Origin of the sequence: Trinickia terrae (genome assembly GCF_005144415.1) — a bacterium.
GTDB lineage: Bacteria > Pseudomonadota > Gammaproteobacteria > Burkholderiales > Burkholderiaceae > Trinickia_A > Trinickia_A terrae.
Genome location: NZ_SWJE01000004.1, coordinates 14,409 through 35,482 on the forward strand (window position 1 = coordinate 14,409; position 21,074 = coordinate 35,482).

General features: G+C 59.1%; 17 protein-coding genes and 2 pseudogenes. 15 read left to right on the forward strand and 4 right to left on the reverse strand.

Going from position 1 to position 21,074, the window contains the following annotated elements; all coding sequences use genetic code 11:
• Positions 1–147: 147 nt before the first annotated feature.
• The gene (locus tag FAZ69_RS07765) at positions 148–363 is read right to left on the reverse strand and encodes a hypothetical protein (protein WP_136893381.1); all 216 of its coding nucleotides are present in this window, start codon (positions 361–363) and stop codon (positions 148–150) included.
• Between the two features lie 468 nt (positions 364–831).
• Between FAZ69_RS07765 and FAZ69_RS07770 the strand changes: the two genes are divergently transcribed.
• Positions 832–1,467: a GntR family transcriptional regulator gene (locus FAZ69_RS07770; RefSeq protein WP_136893382.1), complete on the forward strand. Its 636-nt coding sequence runs from the start codon at positions 832–834 to the stop codon at positions 1,465–1,467.
• Between the two features lie 81 nt (positions 1,468–1,548).
• Positions 1,549–2,021, forward strand: a pseudogene (locus tag FAZ69_RS07775) (transposase); the annotation flags it as partial.
• A gap of 170 nt (positions 2,022–2,191) precedes the next feature.
• On the opposite strand, the gene FAZ69_RS07780 reads toward FAZ69_RS07775, so the two are convergent.
• Complete coding sequence (locus tag FAZ69_RS07780) at positions 2,192–3,280, reverse strand: porin (protein ID WP_136893383.1); 1,089 nt, start codon at positions 3,278–3,280, stop codon at positions 2,192–2,194.
• A gap of 979 nt (positions 3,281–4,259) precedes the next feature.
• Here FAZ69_RS07780 and FAZ69_RS07785 point away from each other — a divergent pair.
• The 4 genes from FAZ69_RS07785 (at position 4,260) to FAZ69_RS07800 (ending at position 6,759) form a co-directional block, all read left to right on the forward strand.
• Positions 4,260–5,069: an SDR family oxidoreductase gene (locus FAZ69_RS07785; RefSeq protein WP_136893384.1), complete on the forward strand. Its 810-nt coding sequence runs from the start codon at positions 4,260–4,262 to the stop codon at positions 5,067–5,069.
• Positions 5,070–5,078: 9 nt separating this feature from the next.
• Entirely contained in the window at positions 5,079–5,288 is a 210-nt protein-coding gene (locus tag FAZ69_RS34425) for an enoyl-CoA hydratase-related protein (protein ID WP_136893385.1), read from the forward strand.
• Positions 5,264–5,512: an enoyl-CoA hydratase/isomerase family protein gene (locus FAZ69_RS07795; RefSeq protein WP_206171178.1), complete on the forward strand. Its 249-nt coding sequence runs from the start codon at positions 5,264–5,266 to the stop codon at positions 5,510–5,512. The genes FAZ69_RS34425 and FAZ69_RS07795 overlap by 25 nt, the downstream gene beginning before the upstream one ends.
• 98 nt (positions 5,513–5,610) lie before the next feature.
• Positions 5,611–6,759 carry an acyl-CoA dehydrogenase family protein gene (locus FAZ69_RS07800; protein WP_136893386.1) on the forward strand — a complete coding sequence of 383 codons (1,149 nt, stop codon included), beginning with the start codon at positions 5,611–5,613 and terminating at the stop codon, positions 6,757–6,759.
• A 67-nt stretch (positions 6,760–6,826) separates the two neighbouring features.
• Here the strand turns inward: FAZ69_RS07800 and FAZ69_RS07805 are convergent, their stop codons facing one another.
• On the reverse strand, positions 6,827–9,547 hold the full coding sequence (locus FAZ69_RS07805; RefSeq protein ID WP_136893387.1) for a winged helix-turn-helix domain-containing protein: 2,721 nt from the start codon (positions 9,545–9,547) through the stop codon (positions 6,827–6,829).
• A gap of 308 nt (positions 9,548–9,855) precedes the next feature.
• Here FAZ69_RS07805 and fadB point away from each other — a divergent pair, with 308 nt between their 5' ends.
• From fadB to FAZ69_RS07850, 9 genes are all read left to right on the forward strand, one after another.
• Entirely contained in the window at positions 9,856–12,009 is a 2,154-nt protein-coding gene (gene fadB / locus FAZ69_RS07810) for a fatty acid oxidation complex subunit alpha FadB (RefSeq protein ID WP_136893388.1), read from the forward strand.
• Positions 12,010–12,036: 27 nt separating this feature from the next.
• Entirely contained in the window at positions 12,037–12,819 is a 783-nt protein-coding gene (locus tag FAZ69_RS07815; RefSeq protein WP_136893389.1) for an SDR family NAD(P)-dependent oxidoreductase, read from the forward strand.
• A 9-nt stretch (positions 12,820–12,828) separates the two neighbouring features.
• A complete protein-coding gene (locus FAZ69_RS07820; RefSeq protein WP_136893390.1) occupies positions 12,829–13,626 on the forward strand; it encodes an enoyl-CoA hydratase-related protein in 798 nt (265 codons plus the stop codon).
• The gene (locus FAZ69_RS07825; protein WP_136893391.1) at positions 13,623–13,826 is read left to right on the forward strand and encodes a hypothetical protein; all 204 of its coding nucleotides are present in this window, start codon (positions 13,623–13,625) and stop codon (positions 13,824–13,826) included. Before FAZ69_RS07820 ends, FAZ69_RS07825 begins: the two co-directional genes overlap by 4 nt.
• Positions 13,827–13,931: 105 nt before the next feature.
• A complete protein-coding gene (locus tag FAZ69_RS07830; RefSeq protein ID WP_136893392.1) occupies positions 13,932–15,113 on the forward strand; it encodes an acetyl-CoA C-acetyltransferase in 1,182 nt (393 codons plus the stop codon).
• A gap of 229 nt (positions 15,114–15,342) precedes the next feature.
• Positions 15,343–16,914 (forward strand): long-chain-fatty-acid--CoA ligase, encoded by a 1,572-nt coding sequence (locus FAZ69_RS07835; RefSeq protein WP_136893393.1) that lies wholly within the window; start codon positions 15,343–15,345, stop codon positions 16,912–16,914.
• A 360-nt stretch (positions 16,915–17,274) separates the two neighbouring features.
• Positions 17,275–17,676, forward strand: a complete 402-nt coding sequence (locus tag FAZ69_RS07840; RefSeq protein WP_136893394.1) for an acyl-CoA dehydrogenase family protein — start codon at positions 17,275–17,277, stop codon at positions 17,674–17,676.
• A gap of 96 nt (positions 17,677–17,772) precedes the next feature.
• A complete protein-coding gene (locus FAZ69_RS07845; RefSeq protein ID WP_136893395.1) occupies positions 17,773–18,564 on the forward strand; it encodes an enoyl-CoA hydratase/isomerase family protein in 792 nt (263 codons plus the stop codon).
• A 283-nt stretch (positions 18,565–18,847) separates the two neighbouring features.
• Positions 18,848–20,008, forward strand: coding sequence for a methyl-accepting chemotaxis protein (locus FAZ69_RS07850; RefSeq protein WP_136893396.1), 1,161 nt, complete (start codon positions 18,848–18,850; stop codon positions 20,006–20,008).
• Between the two features lie 313 nt (positions 20,009–20,321).
• Here the strand turns inward: FAZ69_RS07850 and FAZ69_RS07855 are convergent.
• Positions 20,322–21,074: pseudogene (locus tag FAZ69_RS07855) on the reverse strand (IS630 family transposase); the annotation flags it as partial.

Below are 21,074 nucleotides of genomic sequence, written 5' to 3' on the forward strand. Positions count from 1 at the left end.
CCTCTATCCCGAAAACCGAGCCTGGGTGGCGAGCCAACGAAAGGAACTTGCTTGCCGACATGGGGTATTTCAGCAAGTTGTTAGGCGTAGCGACTCCTTCTTTTCGGACGCATACTAGGGGGTGCTGACAAGGCCGAGAGGCTGATCTCAGGGATCGAGCGTGGAGACATCGTGGGTCACCCACAAAAGAATGCCGGATACGGAAAAGATATATAGGAACCTAGAATATTTCGCTGGCGGGCGCAAGGCGGCCACCCGAAACTGCTCCCGAGAAGTGCGTTGCACGTGGATGTCTTCACTGCATCCAATATTGAACTCTTCACTGGAAAATTCCCTGGCGAAGCGCGTGAAGCGTTGCTCCACCGCGGAATCCGACGCCTGTAAGCGAGCGTCATCGCTCGAGACGCGCTGTGCAAATCTATCCCCACTTTCTCACACGGGTTGTTGAGCATTGCACGAGCCATGCGGGCCTCAGCGACCGAGCCCTTCGCGTCCAGATAACGAGGGCATATCAACCGTTCATGGCGAAACAGGCTTGGGTCGAATCTCTGCTCGCCAAGCGGGAACCCGGTACGCAGCACTCCGGACACCTCCGGTTGATCGGCGAGATATGGGCGTCCCTAGGCGCCGAACATCGATATGTAGCGCCTGCAGCTACGCGTCGGTGTGCCCAATTCACCGTCCAAAGTCGACGCTCATCAATAGCTATCGTTCTCACGCCACGTTGGCGCGACTGGCGACGTATAATGACGTGAATTCAATCTTGATTACTTTTTTGCACCCATCCATCCGGTCGACCCAGCGGTCAACCTTCTTGCTGAGACTACGAACGTGAGCGAATTAACGGTAAGGGAACCTAAAGCCGGCAACGCCACCCAGAAAGCGTTACAGGTTCTGCGCTTCCAGATCATTTCTGGAGCCTTGATGCCGGGCGAACAGATTCGGCAACAGGAAATGGCTGAGCAGCTGGGAGTCAGTCGCGTGCCCCTTCGGGAGGCACTGGGCATCCTGGCGGACTTTGGATTGCTGGAGCACAGACCGAACTCAGGATTTTTCGTGGTCAAGCGTGCGCGCAACGAGGTACAGCAAATTGTACGAATGCTTTGCCTGCTGGAAAACGAGTTGATGGACTCGTTGACCACGATGCCCTCCGAGACTCTCGAAGCACTTGCAAAATTGCACAAGGAAATGGCAGCGGCAGTTGCAGATGAAGACTGTACGCCGTTTTTGCTGAAGAACCGCCAGTTTCACTTCCACATTTTTGACCGCTCCCCGCACAAAATTATTTTTGGGGAGGTCCAACGGCTATGGCTCCTGGCAGACCCTTTTATCGCTTTGAAACTTTCAACGATTGATGAGCGGCAACGTGCCGTTCGTGAACACGGAGAACTGCTGGCTGCACTCAAAAAAGGGGATATGGAAGACGCGGGAAAAATCATGAATGGCCATCGCGGGACCCTCCCGTAATGCACATGGGGGGTGACCTGTCCTGGAATTTTCGGACCAACTGAAACTTGAGAGAATGGCTTCCAACGGAGAATGGAAGTCATGAAGAAGCGCCGGCTCACCGACGAGCGGATTGTCACGATCCTGTGTGAGGCAGACAAGGCGCCAGTCGCCGAGGTCGCAAAGAAGCACGGGATCAGCGAGCAGACGATCTACAACTGGCAGCCGCATTTCGGCGGTCTGGAGACTGCCGATGTGAAGCGGCTCAAACAGCTCGAGCAGGAGAATGCGCGGCTGAAGAAAATGCTGGCGGAGCGGGATCTCGAGCTGGACGTGATGAAAGAAATCAACGCAAAAAAGTGATGAGCGTGCCCTCCCGACGCCAGCAGGTTGCCTGCGCGAAAACACGGGGCCAGTCGGAGTGACGTGAGTGCGCGCTGATGTCGGTCGCACGGTCAGCGTTGCATTACGGATCGAAGCTTGCTGAGCGGGAAGCACCTGTGCCCGCGGCAATGAGCATTCTGTCGGCGCAATATCCGCGTTACGGCTACCGTCGAATCCAGATCTTTCTCGATTCTCCAAGATTGAAATGGCCCGAAGAAATCAGGCAGGTCAGGGGCGCACGGCTTGGTACATTCGGTCTGACTATAGACCGCATCTGTCATATCACAGCTACCATTGCTGCCTTAGATGCGTCGATTGACGGGTGCCGACAATTGATGCCTGCAACCCGGTCAAAAAATCCTTAGAAGGCGTGGCGAATCCCCACTACAGCGGACCAGATTTTCTGGTTGGATGACACACCCCCGGCAAAGAGCGAAGCAAGACCGTTAGATCCGAAGGCTTTCTGGTAGACGAATTCCTGATAGAGCCCGGTGCGCTTCGAAAGCGAATAAACATTGGTCAGGCTAAATGTAAGCCATCTGCCAGAGTCGAGAGTCTCGTGGGTGACGCCAAAACTCAGCGTGTCGGTTGGGGCGATGTTCCAACTCGTGTTGGCGTCAACCGTATTCGCTGTTGCAGCAGAGCTGCCGATCTCAAGACGCGTCCGAGTGTACGCAGCCCGCACAATCCAGCTCTGAAACGCGTAGGATGCGCCGATGCCGAAATTTTTCAGATTGTTTGCGATGACGAATTGCGTCGTGGCCAGGGGCACACCCAAAAGAGTTTTCAATCCGATGAACGATACGGCTTCAATAAGACGATTGTTCTCGTCGGAGTATGCAGCACCAACACTTAGGGATCCGACCTGGTACTGGATCCCAAAAGAATACTTCCTGTCCGTGCCGAAATTTCCGGGCACGCCCCCAAACGCGAATTCGCCACCGATCTTCAAGCCAGCCATCGACGGGCTCCAGTATTTCACTGCATTGTCAAACTGGTAAGTATTGGCGAGTTCGTCCAGATTGCCTTGATGCATCGAGTATATGCTGTTCGCGCCAGCTGGAGTCGCATAGAACGGCAATACGTCATACGCCATGGATGGCTGATGCCCAAGCGTCAACGTGCCCCATCGCTGGTCTTCCAGCCCGACGTACGCTTTTCTATTGAATTGTGTCCCGGGCACCAGCAATTTTCCCGTCATTACTTGGTACTCCGACTGAAGGTCAAAAATCGCTGCCGTCCCCCCTCCGAGATCTTCCATTCCGCGGAATCCAAAAAAACTCGGCACAGAGTGTTCACTTACCGCTGTGTAGAGACCATGTCCTTTCACGTTACTGATGTATCCCACTCCACCATCTACAATCCCGTAGAGAGTCACGCTACTCTGGGCATTCGCTGACGTCGCCGAAATTGCGAGAAGCGTCGCCAATCCAAATCTGTTCGCCTTCATATGTCTCCGCCTTGCTCCGTTAACAACAATATCGTTGTACTAATTTAGTATTTGAATACGAATTGCAACGACTGAATTTATAATTTGATGCTAGCGCGCTTTTCTGCTCGAGATAGAACGCCTCTCTACTTGTCCTTGAATTCGATCTCACGTCCTGTACGTCGTGGCGTTCTCGACGATTAATAGATCTGACTAAAGAAACAGAACCGTCAAGCAAGCGCCCTGTGTTTTGGTAACTATATTGCATTCAATCGTGCATTCCATTGGGGCCAACCCTATTGGCGAACGCGCGTGTTGCTCGGAACTAGGGTGGACGGCAGCGTCGTCCCGTCTCTTCTTCCAGCCTCGAACCCAGCGCGGCCAACGACTCTCGATGCACCGCCGTCGGCAAGAGGTGCCTCCGCTGTGCTTGTCGAGCTTGTGGCTTATTCGCCGCAGCGACTGGCAGCACTGTGAGAAAGAATCGTGCTCGAACGCTGGTCAAGACTTGAGAAGAGGAATGCCAAGTTTGCTCGTTCCTGGAAGCTTCGTCGGAGAAGGGTACGTTGGACGCGTTCGAGTGGCGGTGGCTGGTCCTGTTGACTGGTGATAGTCAACTCGACAAAGTCGGCACAGGCAACTTCGGGCGCAAGGCAGTCCAAAATCGTCTCTTCGGACGAGCCTTCCGTCGCGTTCTCGCCGCAGAATACAAAAAGCCATTGGGTACCCTGCGCTTGTAGAGGGGCGTGCTGGTTGGATTCGATGGGAAGGGAAGTGATTAAATTGGATTTGCTTCACAGGTGCCGCCCTCGAATCGCCCGCCGTTAATGCGCAAACGCTCGCATGTCGGTACCTTGTTGTGTGCGTTCAGCAGGGAACGAGTTCCGAACCATCGTCGAAGGCCCTACGGAGCGGACGAATTTGCACGATGGCGACTTTATCGCCCACTCGAACCACCGCGCCACGAAGCGTATGTAATCCCCTTCAAGGGAGACTGTGAATGGACGTCTTTACAGAGAACGCTTTGGCAGGCAAAGTTGTCTTCGTTGCCGGAGCCTCGAGCGGCATCAATCTGGAAATCGCCAGACACTTCGCCATACATGGCGCAAAGGTCAGCATCGTCAGCCGCGACGAAACCAGAATCGCTTCGGCTGCCGCCAGTATCGCTGCTGCGGGCTACACGGCGATCGGTTTTGCTGCCGATGTGCGCGAGTTCGCGGCCGTGGACGCTGCGTTGCAGCAGACACATGCACAGTTTGGTCCGATCGACATCGTCATCTCTGGCGCCGCAGGGAATTTCATCGCGCCGGCTTCGGAATTGTCGTCTAACGGGTTCAAGACTGTGGTCGATATCGATCTAAACGGTACCTTCCACGTGCTGCGGGCATCGTATCGATACCTCAACAGGCCGGGCGCTTCGCTGATATCGATTACCGCGCCGCAAGGCACCAATCCCATGATGTACCAGGCTCACGCTTGCGCGGCTAAGGCGGGCATCAACATGCTGACCAAGTGCCTCGCGATGGAATGGGGGCCAGAAGGCATCCGTGTCAACGCGATCTCACCCGGACCAATTGCCGATACCGAGGGCATGCGGCGGCTTGCAGCGACGCCGGAATCGGAAGCCCGATTTAAGGCGCGCCTGGCACTACGCGACTACGGTACGACGAAAGATATCGCGGATACGGCCTTGTTCCTTGCCTCCGACAACGCGCGCTACGTCACCGGCGCGATCGTCGAATGCGACGGGGGCTGCAAGCTGGGGGACGCCTCGCGCATGGAAGCGGCAGAGTACGCGATCGGGTCGTAGGGGGCGGTCATGCGAGAACCTCTCGTGCTCGTTGATACGAGCCAGGCCGGCGTTGCCGTCCTTACCCTCAACCGGCCGCAGGCGATGAGCGCGCTGTCGAAGGCTTTGTGTCATGCGCTTTGCGAAGCGGTGCATTGCATAGAGGCCGATCCCAATATACGCGTCCTCGTGGTCACGGGCGGGGGCCGCGCGGCGTGTCGATCGCGTCGGAACTCATGATGACAGGGCGCTTCATCCATGCGGGCAGGGCGTTGCGCGTTGGCCTTGTTTGGGAGGTCGTGGCGGACGCACAGCTCGAGCACGCTGCTGCATCCTATGTCGAAGACTTGCTTGCGGCGGCGCCGCTTTGCCGGCGGCTCACCAAGGAATGTTTGAACCATAGCGTCAATGCACCTGGCCTCGAAGCTGCAGTGGCAATGGAAGACCGTAACCAGGTGCTGTGAGTGCAGACGCAGGATCTCAAAGAAGGCGTCACGGCATTTATCGAAAAGCGATCGCCGCGCTATAGCAACTGCTGAACTCATTTGGAGAAGTTGACGATATGGCAATTCAGTTCCATCGCTCGTGGATGAACGAAGAGCTCTCGATGTATCGCGAGACCGTTATCCGCTTCATCGAGAACGAGATGCTTCCAGGTGACGAGGCCGCGCGCAAGCGAGGCCATGTGGGGCATGCACTGTGGCGCAAGGCGGGCGAACTCGGCCTTTTGTGCTCGGATATTCCAGAAGAGTATGGAGGCGGCGGAGGCGATTTCCGCCATGAATCCGTGTTCTACGAGGAAATGGCACGACGTAGCTTGACCGGTATGAGCGCCTCGGTCCATAGCATCGTCGCCCACTATCTGCTCAATCATGGGACCGAGGAACAGAAGCGCCGCTACCTGCCGCGCATGGCGCGGGGGGGAATCGTCGGGGCCATCGCGATGACGGAGCCGGGGGCTGGTTCGGACTTGCAGGGGGTGCGCACGCGCGCGGAGCGCCGCGGCAACCAGTATGTCATCAACGGCTCCAAGACCTTCATCACCAACGGCTACCTTGCGGGTCTGGTGCTGGTTGTCGCGAAGACGGATCCGGCGGAGAGGGCAAAGGGCACGTCCATCCTGATCGTCGAGACCGAGGGCCGGTCCGGCTATCAGGTCGGCCGGGTGCTGGACAAGATCGGGCTCAAGGCGCAGGACACGTCCGAGATGTTCTTCGATAACGTGACGGTCGATGCAGACTGTCTGCTGGGCGGCGAGGAGGGCAAAGGCTTCTATCAGCTCATGGGCGATCTGCCCTATGAGCGCACGATCATCGGCGTCACCGCCGTAGCGGCAATGGAAGGCGCGTACGAAGCAACCGTGCAGTACACGCGCGAGCGTGAGGCCTTCGGCCAGCCGATCGCCCAGTTCCAGAACACGAAGTTCAAGCTAGCGGAAATCGCCGCGCAGGTGACGGCGGCGCGGGCCTATGTGGACCGGTGCATTGAAGATCTGGTGGCTGGCCGCCTGGATACCGTCGGCGCCTCGATGGTCAAGATGTGGGCGAGCGACCTGCAGAACAAGGTCGTCAACGAATGCCTGCAACTGTTTGGCGGCTATGGCTATACGAACGAATACCTGATCGGGCGAATGTACGTGGACGCGCGAATTCAGAGTATCTATGGCGGCACGAACGAGATCATGAAGGAGGTGATTTCCCGGGCGCTTTGATTCGGGCGGCGCACGGTCGTCCGGCTGCCCGCCGACTGCCGCTTGGGCCGCTCGGGCCTCCCGGCCGTTATCGAATCACGCCCAGCCGCCGCGCGAGCGCGACGGCCTGTGTCCGGCTCTGCGCATGCAGCTTGCCGTTGATGTTGCGTAGATGCGTACGCACCGTGCTTTGTGAGACAAAGAGCTTTTCCGCGAGGGCGCTGTTCGAATAGCCTTCGGCCAGCAGACTCAGGATGCGAATCTCCTTGGTCGTCAGCGGCTCCACGAGCCCCGGCGCCGCGATGCCTGGCAGGTCCGGTTCCGCCATCGCGGCGGGGCCGAAGGCCAGCAACAGCTTTTGCAGATAGACGGTGAAGATCGGATCGTTGCCGCCGCCCTCGGCGCGCAGTGCGTCGTCCACTTGCCGCACCAGCAGACCAGCGCGCTCCGATTCGTCCACGAACAGGCGTACGAACCCCTCGCTGCTCGCACTCCTGAGCGCTTCACGCATTGCCGCGAGCGCGGCGCCGGCTTCTCCCTTCTGACGCAAGGCGATACTTTGCAGCACGCGCAGCTTGAGCGCCCGCCGGTGACGGCGAGTCTGCGTTGCTTCGTCGATCGCTACCTCGAGGGCAAGCAGCGCCCGGCTGCCATTGCCCCCTGCGATTTGCCAGCGCAATTCACCCAGCGCGTGGTATTCGAGGTCATGGGCGGGCAGCCGCAGGCGCGACACTTCCTGCCACACCTCGGGCGTGGCTGCGCGGTCGAGCTCTTCGCGCGCCGCCGGCAAATTGCCCTGGAGGGTCAGCAGGCGTGCGCGTTCCAACTTGGCGCTGCCGACCACTCGCGGCAGCTGCCGATAGTGGCCGAGGTATTCAAGCTCGGTGAGGCAATGGAAGGCCAGATCAACGTCGCCGCGCTGGAATGCGATGCGCGAGAGCATCGCGTACCCGAGGATCATGTGATCGGCGAGGCCCATGTCTCTCGCGAGCGGCACGTACACGTGCAGCAGGCGTTCTGCCTGGTCGAGATCGTTCATCTCATAGAGGCTAGAGGCGTAGAGCACACCGGCGTAAGCGTTGCCGCCGGAATGGCGCCACGACACGCTGTGCGTGGCGCTGACCGCCATGCGAAAGCGAGCCGTCGCCTGCTGCAACCGCCCTTCCTCCAGATCGATGAGTCCCTCTACGGATTCCGAATACATCTTGTTGAAGAGGTTCGAATCGCCGCCCAGACGGTGCCGAGCGGCGTCGAGCAGCCGGTGCGCCTCCTGGTAATCGCCCTTTATGGCGCAAATGTAGGCCATTTCATTGGACAGCACGCTGGCGCTGAAGGCTTCGGAAACGGGCAGCCGTGCCAGTGCCGCGCGGCCTTCCGAATACGCCGACTCGTTCTGGTCCATGATCGCCAGCATCATCGGGCGCAAGGCCAGTACGTGTGCGAGGATTTTCGGATCCGTGGAGGTCGAGCAGTCAGAGCGTTCGAGCAGTGCCATTGCATCGCGCGCGCCGTGAGTGAAGCACAGCGCCCACGCGTGGATGACCTGCAACAGCTCGGAGTCGCGCGTGTGCGGCTCGGGCAGGGCCGCGAACCAGCGTGTCAGCAGACGCATGCGGCCGTCTTCGAGCAGGCTCTCCGCGTGTTGCGCCAGCAGTTCCGCGGCGTGCCCAAAGTTTGCGCCTTCTATTGCATGGTCGATGGCCGGCACAGGGCGCCCCTGCGCTTCGTACCATTGGGAGGCGGCACGATGCAGGCGCAACAGTTCGGCCGGCATTTCGCGGGCCAGATGCGCGCGCAGGAAGCCAGCGAACAGGCTGTGGTAACGGTACGTTCCCTCCTGACCCTCGATCGGTGTCAGGAAGAGGTTCGCTTCCTTCAACTGCCGAAGGACTGCGGCACTATGGGTGCCTGGCAATAGCGTGTCGCAAAGCGAAGCATTGAGGTGGCGCAGGATGCTGGTCTTGAGCAGAAATTCTCGGACAGGTGGCGGTTGATGCGCGAGCACGTCTTCGGCCAGGTAGTCTGCGACGGCTTCATTGGAACCGGAGAAACGCGCGATGAAGGCCGAGCAGTCATCGCGCCGCTCGATTGCCACGGACGCCAGCCAGAGCGCCGCGACCCACCCTTCGGTCTTGCGCTGCAACTGCGAAAGATCCTCATCCCGCAAGGGGACCTTGCGCAGCCGGTTGAAGAACTCGGTGGTCTCGGAGAGCGAAAAGCGCAATTGCGTGGCATCGATTTCGAGCAACTGCCCACGCGCACGAAGGCGCCCGAGGCCGAGGTCCGGCAGGCCGCGAGAACCGATGACCAATTGGCCGTTGCGCGGCAGATTGTCGAGTATTTCGCGCACCAGTCGAAGCACGGTCGGTTCCTGCACGGCTTCGAAATCGTCGAGAAAGAGCGCAAAGGGGGCAGCGTGCGTGGCGAGGCACGCCATGATCTCCAGCGCCACGTCGCCGGGGGCGCGGTTGCGGTCGGTTGCGATTTGCGCGGGCGGGTTCCCGAATTCTTGGGTCATTCCATCAACTGCCGCGGTCAGGCACGCGAGGAAACGCGATGCATCATTGTCGGCGTTATCCAGTGTCATCCATGCTGTGTCGACATGGCTGCGCACGAAAAGATCGCGGCATTGCACCATGGCCGTCGTTTTGCCGAAACCTGCGGGTGCGCGCACGAGGATCAGCTTCGCCGACGCCGAGGTTCGCACGAGTTGACAGATCGCATCGCGCTGAACTTGCGCCGCCGTCGTTGCGGGCGGATTCAGCTTGGTGGACGGAAATGGCCGCACGAGATTTGAGGACACGATCATTGACTACAGCCTCGAAGCAACGTGAGCGGGAAATTCAGGTGTACCGCTCTGGCGGTAAGCATGCGCAGATTCTAGCGTAGAAGCTTAGTGCTGAGGCCGACAGTCCGATGAAAAGGCGCAGTTTCGAGTATCACGCGAGAAGGGCGCGAGGGGGAAACTTGACGCCGCGCGATCCCGCTCTCCTGCAATTTTCGTCCGATCGGACGATCCTGCCGCCGCAGTGCCTTTCTACACTGCCGGAAAACGATCAGTGGCGAGGGTGAATTCGCCGCTGCCGGCGAGCGCTGTGAAAGTGAGAGAGGCTAAACGTGTACCAGGGTCAAACGCTTTGGGTAGTGGAGCTCGGGGAAGGCATTGCCGAGTTGTGCTTTGATCGCGCTGAGGCGGCGATCAACAAGATGGATCGGCGCATGACGCACGAATTTGGCGAGGCCGTTGCAATGCTCGCGTCGAAGCAGGACTTGCGTGGAGTACTGATGACCAGCGCCAAGGATGTCTTCATCGTCGGTGCCGACATCAATGAATTTGACGCCGTATTCAAGCTGCCGGGGGCGGAAATCGCGGCCTCGAACAACGCCTCCAACGTGCCGCTCAACGCATTCGAAGATCTCGATGTTCCTACGGTGGCCGCGATCAACGGTTATGCGTTGGGCGGCGGACTGGAGATCGCGCTGACGTCGGCCTACCGAGTGATGTCTGACGCGGCCCAGGTCGGCGTGCCCGAAGTCAAGCTCGGCCTCTTTCCTGGCGCTGGCGGGACGGTCCGCCTGCCGCGCGTCGCGGGGTTGAGTGTCGCCGTCGACTGGATAGCCACGGGCCGTCCGCATACGGCCACGCAAGCGCTCGAAATGGGTGTGGTCGATGCCGTCGCCGATCCAGGCGAGTTGCGGGAAGTGGCGTTGGCGCTGCTGCGCAAGGCGATCAATGGTGACGTGGACTGGCGCGCGCACCGCGATCGCAAGCGAAATCCAGTGCAGGGTGTCGCCGCGCAACTGGACGAGTTTTTCGCGTTGGCAACGGCCAAAGTACGGGCGGGCAGCGCAAAGCATCAGCCGGCTGCACTGCTTGCCGTCGAAATGATGGAGCGGGCCGCGTGGGAGGACAGAGGCGGAGCGCGGGCGCTGGAATGCGAAGCATTCGTTCGAGTTGCCCAAACCCAGGCGGCCGATTCTCTGGTCCAGGTGTTTCACAATGATCAACTGCTGAAAAAGCTGTACAAGCGTCACGCGCAGAATGGCCGGCCGGTGAAGGAGGCGGCGGTGCTGGGCGCGGGCATCATGGGCGGCGGCATCGCCTATACGAGCGCCTTGCGTGGCACCCCTGTCATCATGAAGGACATCGCACCCGCGCAGCTCGAGCTTGGCACGAACGAGGCGGCTCGGCAGCTCGAGAGGCAGGTGAAGGCGGGCAAGCTCACTCAGGAAAAGGCCACTCGGGTGTTGGCCTGCATTCGCCCGCAACTCGACTACAACGGGTTCGAGAACGTCGACATCGTCGTCGAAGCGGTGGTCGAGAACATCAGGGTCAAACACAAGGTGTTATCGGAGCTGGAAGGGCTCGTACGTGAAGATGCAATCATCGCGTCGAACACCTCGAGCCTGCGCATCGACGAAATCGGCACCCCCTTACGTCGGCCGGAGAATTTCGTCGGCATGCATTTCTTCAATCCGGTGCCGGTCATGGCGCTGGTCGAGGTGATTCAGGGCAAGCACACCAGCGAAGCGGCCGTGTCTACTGCCGTGAACTACGCTGTCGCAATGGGCAAGACGCCTGTCGTGGTCAAGGACTGTCCGGGCTTTCTCGTCAATCGTGTCCTCACGCCTTACATGCGGGCTTTCCTCGGTCTCATCGCCGATGGTGCCGACTTCGAGCAGGTCGATCGCGCAATGGAAAGCTTCGGCTGGCCGATGGGGCCGGCTTATCTCGAAGACGTGATCGGGATGGACACCGGCAGCCACGTCAACGATGTGATCTCCGCGGGATATCCTGAGCGCATGCCTGCGCTGAAGCATGACGCGCTGCGCGTGATGGCGGAGAACGGGCGATATGGACAAAAGATCGGACTCGGCTTTTACCGCTATGAAACGGATCCGAACGGCAAGCTCAAAAAGTCGGCGGCGCACGACACCCGGGCGTTACTGTCGGCGATACAGCCCAGTGGCAAGAGAGACTTCTCCGACGAGGAAATCGTCGAGCGGATGATGCTGCCGCTCATCGTCGAGGCAGCGCATGCGCTTGAGGGCGGTGTGGTCGCCACGCCCGCCGAGCTGGACATGGCGCTGCTCCTCGGAATCGGATTCCCGCAGTATCTTGGCGGTCCACTCAAATACGCCGACTGGCTCGGGCTCGACCATATCGTGCGTCTGAGCGAAAAGTACGCGCATCTGGGCAGAGCTTGGCAGGCAACCCCGCGCATGTGCGAAATGGCGGCGGCAGGAGCACGCTACTACCCTGGCAAGTGACTCGCTATTACTGAGTAAAGGATAAATATGAAACTCGACAACACCATTTCTGCCGTGATCACCGGTGGTGCTTCCGGACTTGGCGAAGCGACAGCTCGCCGGCTGGCGGCGCGGGGCGTCAAGGTTGCCATATTCGACTTCAATGCGGAAAAGGGTGAGGCGTTGGCCGAAGAGCTGCGCGGCGTATTCTGCAAGGTCGACATCACTTCTGAAGAGCAGGTGGATGCCGCTTTTGCACGGGCCCGTTCAGCGATCGGCCAGGAGAGGGTGCTGGTGAACTGTGCCGGTACCGGCAATGCGATCAAGACCGCCAGCCGTGACAAGACCACTGGCGAGATCAAGCACTACGCCACGCATGCCTTCGATCGCATCATCCAGATCAATCTGGTTGGGAATTTCCGCTGCATGGCGAAGTCGGCCGCAGGCATGCTTTCGCTGGACCCGTTGCCCAGCGGCGAGCGCGGTGCCATTGTCAACACGGCATCGGTCGCCGCCGAGGATGGGCAGATCGGACAGGCTGCCTATTCGGCGTCCAAGGCCGGTATCGTCGGCATGACACTTCCGGTGGCGCGCGATTTGATGAACGAGGGCGTTCGCGTGAATACGATTATGCCGGGCATCTTCAATACAACTCTGCTTGAAGGCTTGCCGGAGAACGTGAGGACTGCTCTCTCGGCGTCAGTGCCGTTCCCGAAGCGTCTCGGTGAGCCCGACGAGTATGCAGCGCTCGCGGAATTCATGATCTTGACCGAGTACTTCAATGGCGAGAGCGTGCGTCTCGACGGCGCAATTCGTATGGCTCCGCGCTAGGAGATCGCTATGCGCTATGAAGCCATCCTGCTGGAACAGGACGATACGACTGCAATCCTCACCCTCAACCAGCCGGCGAGTCGCAACGGATTGACGGCGCATCTGCAGGACGAGGTGCTCGATGCACTCGATCACCTCTCGCAGCAGGGCGACGCGCGAGCGCTGATTGTCACCGGAGCCGGCAACTCGTTTTGCTCCGGCGCCGATCTGGCACACCTGGATACGGGAAGCGGTGGTTCGCTTGGTCAATCCGTCGCGCAGATCATGGAGGACCTGTCAAATCCGCTGATCCTCGCATTGCAGAACATGCCGATTCCTGTCGTTGCGGCGGTCAACGGCGCAGCGGCGGGTGCTGGTGTGGGCATCGCGCTGGCGGCGGATATCGTCATCGCGGGGCGTTCAGCCTTTTTCCTCTCCAACTTCCTGCCGCGTCTCGGCATCGTGCCGGACATGGGCACCACCTGGTTTCTGCCGCAACGTGTGGGTCGTGCGCGCGCCATGGGTCTCATGCTGCTCGGCGATCGCCTGCCGGCCGAAAAGGCTGCGGAATGGGGGCTGATCTGGTCATGTGTCGATGACCGCATGCTCATGAATGAAGCGCGCGGGATGGCGGCCCGTCTCGCTAGTGCGCCTTCTCATGCGGTGTCCGAAGCGCGTCGGGCACTCGATAAGGCAGGCAGCCAGGACCTCGCCGCGCAGCTCGAATATGAAAAGGAGCGGCAAGGAGAACTTCTCGATCTGCCGTCCTTTCGCGAGGGCGTCCAGGCCTTTCTCGAGAAGCGAGAGCCGGTGTTCCAGCGGACATGACCCGTTACGAGGACAGCCGTGAGCAATCTGACGTGCGGCGAAATGCGCGTGGAACGTATCGGCGGCGGGCAATCCAATCCGACATTTTTGTCAGCTTCAACTGCCGGGAAATGGTGTTGCGTACCCTCGGTGTCCTCCACGACATTGGCTTCGACCGGCTTGCCATCGACGATCTGAAGCAAAAAGGCGTGCTTGGCTGAAGCCGTGCCGCAAATCGTCCTTTAGGACGAGCCGGAAAGCGTGCGAAAGGTCAAGAATGCCAATTCAATCTCAATGTTTGCCAATCTTTTTGATAAGGAAGCAACATGGCTGAAGCCTATATCGTCGCTGCTGTGCGCACGGCCGGAGGCCGTCGCGGGGGAAAACTCGCTGGTTGGCACCCGGTCGACCTTGCCGCACAAGTGCTCGATACGCTAATCGATCTCAGCGGCGTGGATCCCGCCATGGTGGATGATGTCATCATGGGCTGCGTGAGCCAGGTGGGCGAGCAATCGACCAATGTGGCGCGCAATGCGGTGCTTGCGTCCCGGCTACCGGAGTCCGTTCCGGGCACTTCCGTCGATCGACAGTGCGGTTCTTCGCAGCAGGCCTTGCACTTCGCGGCGCAGGCGGTGATGTCGGGCACCATGGATTGCGTGATCGCCGCCGGGGTGGAGAGCATGACGCGCGTGCCGATGTTCACGCCCAGTGCGTTGCCGCAGAAGAACGGCATGGGCTTTTACATGAGTCCGCAGATCCGCACCCGCTATCCGGACATCGGCGAGTTCAGCCAGTTCACGGGTGCCGAGATGATGGCGAAAAAATACGGCCTGTCGAAGGATGCGCTGGACCAGTATGCATTGGACAGCCATCGGCGCGCGACGATCGCCACTCGCGAGGGGCTGTTTAAAGACGAAATCCTGCCGGTCGAAGTGCGACTCGCCGACGGTACGAAGAGCGGCGAAATGCACGTGTCCGATGAAGGGGTTCGCTTCGATGCGACGATCGAAGGCATCCAGAGCGTCAAGCCGCTGCAGGAGGGCGGCATCATTACTGCGGCCAACGCCAGCCAGATCTGTGACGGCGCGACCGGTGTCATGGTGGTCAACGAAAAAGCGCTGAAATCGATGGGAATCGCGCCGATGGCGCGCATCCATCACCTGTCAATGATCGGCCATGATCCGGTGATCATGCTGGAGGCGCCTATTCCGGCTACCCAGCTGGCGCTCAAGAGGGCCGGACTGACGATCGACGACATCGACCTCTTCGAAGTCAACGAAGCGTTCGCGTCGGTACCGCTGGCCTGGTTGCAGGCAACCGGTGCCGATCCGTCTCGCTTGAACGTTCATGGCGGCGCCATAGCGCTGGGCCATCCACTCGGCGCGTCGGGTACCAAGCTGATGACGACGCTGCTTTATGCGCTTAAGCGTCGAAGCAAGCGTTTCGGGTTACAGACGATGTGTGAAGGCGGCGGAATGGCAAATGTTGCCATCATCGAACGGCTGTAGGGACATCCGCCTTTCAAACAAGCGGGCTGACAGGATACGTCACGCAACATGCAGCTCGACCTTGTCGAATGGGACCTCCGCGGCGCCGTCGCACCCGTGCAGATCTAGGTTAGCTGCATGCACGCAACGTAAGCGGTGACTAAATAGTCGAGTGCGAAACAGTAGTTGCGGCGGGCTTGATCCGCCGCCAAGCTATTGGTTTGCGACTGACAGAAGAAACGGAGACAACATGGGCCAACCAAGCTTCAGTGCCGCTATTGCGTGTCTTGCTCGGGCGATGCCGGATCAGATCGCTTTTCGTACGCCGCTGCGTAGTCTGAGTTTTAGGGAAGTCGATCTAGAGACAAACAGAATCGCCAACGCGCTGACTAGTCTCGGCATACAGAAGGGGAACCGTGTTGCCTGTTTGACCCGACAGATGGCCGAGTGCTCGCTCCTCGTCATAGCAGCGCAGAAGATCGGCGCGGTATGCATGCCAGTAAACTGGCGTCTAGCGTCACTGGAAGTCGAATACGTTGTGAACCACGGTGAAGCACGATTCATGATGGCCGACGCTGAGTTTCTCGATACGGTTGAGTCAATCACGACACCAATGGTGGTAAAGATGGTATCGACACTTCCTGTTGACGGACGGGAATCGTTGGGTCAGTGGAGCAGTGCCTTTCCCGACCTTGCTTCGGCGTATGAGGCAGACCCGCAAGATGCTGCGCTGCAGATCTACTCATCTGGTACCACAGGGCGGCCAAAGGGCGTGGAGCTGTCGCATCGGAACCTGATCGGCATGTGCGAAACAATAGGCGACGCGTACGGATATGCGGAGGGCCCTAGCGTAACGCTGAACGTCTCGCCTACGTTTCATATTGGGGGCTTGGGACTATCCCTCCTCGCACTGTATGCGGGTGGAGCCACGGTCACCTTACCGGATTTCAATCCGCAGCAAGTCGCCGCTGCCTTCTCTGAGCATGGCATCACTCACAGCTTCCTCGTACCCGCGATGATCCATATCCTGCTACAAGTGCCAGGTGTGGAGGAAAACGATTTCTCCTCTCTCAGGGTGATTGGCTACGGCGCCGCGCCGATCACCGAGAAAGTTCTGACGGATGCGCTTCGCGTATTCCGCTGCAAGTTCGTCCAGAACTACGGATTGACCGAAACCGCTGGCACCGTTGTTGCACTGATGCCAGAAGACCACGATCCTGGTGGTCCGCGCGCCCACTTGCTGCGCGCAGCCGGCAAGCCCTGCGATGGCACCCGGCTACGCATCGTGGATACTGGGAGCGGTAAAGATTTGCCTGAAGGACAGATCGGCGAAATCTGGATTCATTCGCCGCAGAATATGATCGGATACTGGCGCGACGAGAAGGCGACGCGTGACGCGTTTCCGGAAGGGAAGGATGGCGAAACCGGTTGGCTCCGAACCGGCGATGCTGGATTGTTGCGCGATGGGTATTTGTCCATCGAGGATCGGATCAAGGACATGATCATTTCAGGTGGAGAGAACATCTACCCGATCGAAGTAGAAAACGTTCTGATGAATCACCCTGCAATACTCGACTGCGCAGTAATCGGCGTACCGGATGAAATTTGGGGCGAGACTGTCAAAGCCTGTATCGTGCCGCGGCCAGGAAGCGGAATCGATGAGAAGGACGTTATCGAATTCTGCCGTGCCCGCCTTGCGCATTACAAGTGCCCGCGCTCCGTTGACGTGGTGCACACTCTCCCGCGAAACCCGACCGGCAAACTGTTGAAAAATGTACTTCGAGAGCCTTATTGGGCGGGCAAGACGCGCGCCGTGAATTGACGAATGCTTTGGTCTCGGCGCGATCTTGGCAATTTCGATTGCGGCTGTTATGAAAGAGCATTGACAGGGCTGTCAACGACGACGTGGAAGTAATTCGCAGAGGTTCGTATCAACGGCGCGATTATCAGATCGACCGTAGGATTCGTCACGCAACGGCCCTCCCGCGAGACTTTTTGATCACAGAGAGCATCGGCGATGTTGATGGAAAGACGTGTACGAAGAGTGACCCGACGGATAGACACCCCATCGACGCCGGAAGTCAGTCTTCGCAAGAAAAGGGGGGCAACTTCCTGTCGTGAACGCTCAATCCTGAGATTCGACTAAATAATTGGTTTGGTGATGTATTTTCAGGAAATCGTCATGGATTTTTGGTTTTCAACAGATGCCATTGCCATGCAGGATACGTTGAAGCGATTCATGAACCGACATGTGCTGCCGGCAAATCGTGGGTGGCATCGTCTGGCTGAAGGCGGCATCTATCCGCTCGACGTGATCGAGTCGCTCAAGAATTTGGCCAAGGAAGCTGGCCTTTGGAACATGTTTCTGCCCTTGCTGGGTGACGGCGAACCCGGGACGCGTATGAGCAACCTCGACTACGTGGCGATAGCTGAGATTATGGGCCGGGTCCCCTGGACGTCGGAGGCCTTCAACTGCAATGCGCCGGACACCGGCAACATGGAGCTGCTGCACATGTTCGCAACATCCGAACAGAGGGAGTGCTGGCTCAAGTCGCGCAATGCATTTTGTCGACGGGTCGGATGAAGTCCATTTGCGAGTGGTGGCCCGCAGCGAGCTCGGCGACGCCCAGGCAAACCGAGGGGCCACGTTGGCCTATTATTTGTTCCCGGAGGAGGTTGCATGAGCATCCATGACGTCGATGCCCCACTGCGTTACTGGCGCGACGGCGCAATCGCACACATCCGGTTCAATCGCCCAGCGGCCTTGAATGCGATCGACGTTTTGACCGCAGAGGGCTTTCTCGCCGCTTGTCAGGCGGCCGCCGACGACGAGGACGTACGAGTTGTGGTGATCAGCGGCGAGGGCCGCGCGTTCATCGCAGGTGGGGACCTAGCGGCAATAAAAGAGAGCCCGGTTGCTACCGCACGGGCATTGATTGGTCCGATGCACAACGGTATCGCCTTGCTGGCCGCGATGGATGCGCCCGTCCTGGCCAGCCTGCACGGTGCCGTAGCAGGCGGTGGCCTCGGAGTTGCGCTTGCAGCAGACCTTGCTATCGCTGCGGAAGACACTCGCTTCAGTTTTGCCTACGTCAACATTGGTACGAGCTCCGATTGTTCGACATCCTGGGCACTCCCCCGGCTTGTCGGCATGCGCAAGGCCATGGGAATGGCGCTGCTGGGGGAAACCCTTGATGCGGCGGAGGCATTGAGGATTGGACTGGTCAACCGTGTGGTGTCAGCCGACGCGTTGTCGGATGAGACCGGCAAGCTTGCTCGAATCCTCGCAGAAGGTCCGACGCTCGCGCTGGGCAGTCTGAAACGATTGGTTCGTGATGCATTCAGTCGCGACCTGCACGGGCAACTGGATGCGGAAGCGGTTGCATTTGCCGCGTGTGCCGGCACCGCTGACTTCGCCGAGGGAGTGGCCGCGTTCTTCGAGAGGCGCCCGGCACGGTACCGAGGTAGATGAGGATCGGAGCGACACGGATAGGAAAGCAAGGTAGGCCGACGAATCAGGAACGCTCAGCCAACACGCCTATGGCCTCCTAGTGGACCGGTTTTCGGACGTTATTGAAAGATCCGGACAATTCGGTTGTTTCTAAAGCCGGTTGATATACGACTCGCGTATGCGGACGCCTTGTACTCGGTGCCGAAAGCCGCACAGTAATCGCTTCCGCGACGCATCTGCAAAGGTGGACGATGGCGGCCAATTTTGATGGCGCAGGCGCGTCGTCAGTCACGAGGGATACGAAGTGCAGAAATTCATCTTCACGATCAGACTCAAGTTGTTGCTTGCGTTCGGCACCTTGGCAACGCTGATGTTCATCGTCGGACTCGCGGCGGTTATCGCGCTATGCCGCCTCGACGCGAACGCGGTTTCCTCATACCGCTCGTCCCTGACGAGTCTGATTGCGGTGGCCTCAATGGGATGTGCCGTCGCGATCTATTGTGGTCTCCATTTGCACCGTGTCGTATGCGGTGGGATGAACCGCGTCGTAAGGATTTTTGAGGAGATTGCGACAACTCTCGACTTGTCAAAGCGGTCTTCGAGTCCGCGCATGGACGAGTTCGGTCGCGCAGCCGTCGCGTTCGACAAGCTGATGCGTCGTGTAGAAGAGACCATGTGCGCGGTGCATTTATCGACTGATTCCGTCATCACCTCCACGCAAGAAATTGCAGCTGGGAACCTTGATCTTTCTACACGTACAGAAGAACAAGCTGCCTCGCTGGAGGAGACCGCGTCCAGCATGACGCAATTGACTGAGACGGTGAAGCAGAACGCCGACAATGCGCGTCAGGCAAATGCACTGGCCACGAACGCCACGGAAATCGCGAGTACAGGCGGCGATGTCGTTCAAGCCATGGTTGCCACCATTGAGCGAATCAACGGCAGCTCCAACAAGATCTCCGAAATCACGGGCGTGATTGAAGGGATTGCGTTCCAAACAAACATTCTTGCGCTCAATGCCGCGGTAGAAGCGGCTCGAGCTGGCGAACAAGGAAGGGGCTTCGCGGTTGTGGCCAGTGAGGTTCGCAGCCTGGCTCAGCGATCTGCATCTGCGGCTAAGGAAATCAAGGACCTCATTGCCTCATCCGTAGCAACGATTCAGAATGGCTCGCAACAGGCCATCGAAGCTAGCGCTGCAATGGGTGAGATCAAAAGTGCTATCAAGCGTGTCTCCGAAATCGTCGGTGAAATCGCTGGTGCGTCGGACGAGCAAAGTCGTGGCATAGAACAGGTCAACCAGGCCGTCCATCAGATGGACCAGGTGACGCAGCAGAATGCGGCGCTGGTCGAGCAGGCGGCAGCGGTGGCTCAGTCGCTCGAGAACCAGGCAGCCAAACTAAAGATGGCTGTTTCGTCATTCAAGCTTGCTGATACAACGGGTTTCGCGGTAGCAATCGACATGTAGCCCTCCCAGCGCCCTCATAGGCAAATGCTGGACACCGACTTGGGAACGCCTATTAGCGTTCAAGTTTTCTGGAATCGACGGTTGTTGGTGGACAGTCATCGCAAGATGGCTCGAGTGGAAAAACCTGGATGACTACTTGGTCGACCGAGCCCCGAAGCCATGGTGGCCGGAAAAGGTGGTTTGAAGCGTACCGGTCGATTGGCGACCTAAGCCTGTGGGTTCGTCGTTCGCCGACCGGCGTCAGAAGAGCGTCCTGTTGCTCGACGGAACATCCCCGGCGTCAGGCTTGGTCTTCGGCGGCTTTGGCGCCGGTATTCATTATCAGATGCACCTCCAGGTAAGACGGCACGCTGGCTTCGATGGTGCGCAGAAAGCGCACAAATTCGCTGCTGCGATGGCGCCGATGTACCTCGCCGATGACTTCACCAGTAGCGATGTCCAGCGCCGCGAACAGGGTGGTCGTACCGTGGCGCATGTAATCGTGGGTACGCCGCTCAGGGATGCCGGGCGCCAACGGCAACATGGGTTGCGTGCGATCGAGCGCCTGAATCTGGCTCTTCTCGTCCGCGCACAGCACCATGGCCTTGAGCGGCGGGTCCAGGTAAAGCCCGACGATATCTCGCACCCTGTCGACGAACATCGGATCGCCGGAGAGCTTGAACGTTTCCCGCCGATGCGGTTGCAAGCCAAAAGCACGCCAGATTCGTGTGACCGCCGTCTGCGACAATTTCATTTCGCGAGCGATCGTGCGCGTGCTCCAGTGATTCGCTCCGACAGGCACGGACTCGAGCGTCTTAGCGATGACCGCATCGACGCGTGCGTCATCAATCGTCCTCGGTGCACCGGGCCGTGGTGCATCGAGCAAGCCGCCCACGCGATGAATCACGAACCGCGCCCGCCACTTCGAAACCGTTTGCTGTGTGACCCGCTGTTTCGCCGCAACTGTTTTGTTGTTCATGCCATCGGCACAGGTCAACACGATGCGCGCCCGCAATGCCAAGGCCTGCGCGGTTTTGCGTCGCATCGTCAGCGCTTGCAGGTCTTCGCGCTCCGAATCGCTCAGCAG

Bases quoted from the DNA above. Each gene is read 5' to 3' on its own strand.
- FAZ69_RS07840 (WP_136893394.1), top strand. From the start codon at position 17,275: ATGGATTTTTGGTTTTCAACAGATGCCATTGCCATGCAGGATACGTTG.
- FAZ69_RS07800 (WP_136893386.1), top strand. From the start codon at position 5,611: ATGGCAATTCAGTTCCATCGCTCGTGGATGAACGAAGAGCTCTCGATG.
- FAZ69_RS34425 (WP_136893385.1), top strand. From the start codon at position 5,079: ATGCGAGAACCTCTCGTGCTCGTTGATACGAGCCAGGCCGGCGTTGCC.
- FAZ69_RS07785 (WP_136893384.1), top strand. From the start codon at position 4,260: ATGGACGTCTTTACAGAGAACGCTTTGGCAGGCAAAGTTGTCTTCGTT.
- FAZ69_RS07815 (WP_136893389.1), top strand. From the start codon at position 12,037: ATGAAACTCGACAACACCATTTCTGCCGTGATCACCGGTGGTGCTTCC.
- FAZ69_RS07830 (WP_136893392.1), top strand. From the start codon at position 13,932: ATGGCTGAAGCCTATATCGTCGCTGCTGTGCGCACGGCCGGAGGCCGT.
- FAZ69_RS07845 (WP_136893395.1), top strand. From the start codon at position 17,773: ATGAGCATCCATGACGTCGATGCCCCACTGCGTTACTGGCGCGACGGC.
- FAZ69_RS07805 (WP_136893387.1), bottom strand. From the start codon at position 9,547: ATGATCGTGTCCTCAAATCTCGTGCGGCCATTTCCGTCCACCAAGCTG.
- FAZ69_RS07820 (WP_136893390.1), top strand. From the start codon at position 12,829: ATGCGCTATGAAGCCATCCTGCTGGAACAGGACGATACGACTGCAATC.
- FAZ69_RS07825 (WP_136893391.1), top strand. From the start codon at position 13,623: ATGACCCGTTACGAGGACAGCCGTGAGCAATCTGACGTGCGGCGAAAT.
- FAZ69_RS07780 (WP_136893383.1), bottom strand. From the start codon at position 3,280: ATGAAGGCGAACAGATTTGGATTGGCGACGCTTCTCGCAATTTCGGCG.
- FAZ69_RS07835 (WP_136893393.1), top strand. From the start codon at position 15,343: ATGGGCCAACCAAGCTTCAGTGCCGCTATTGCGTGTCTTGCTCGGGCG.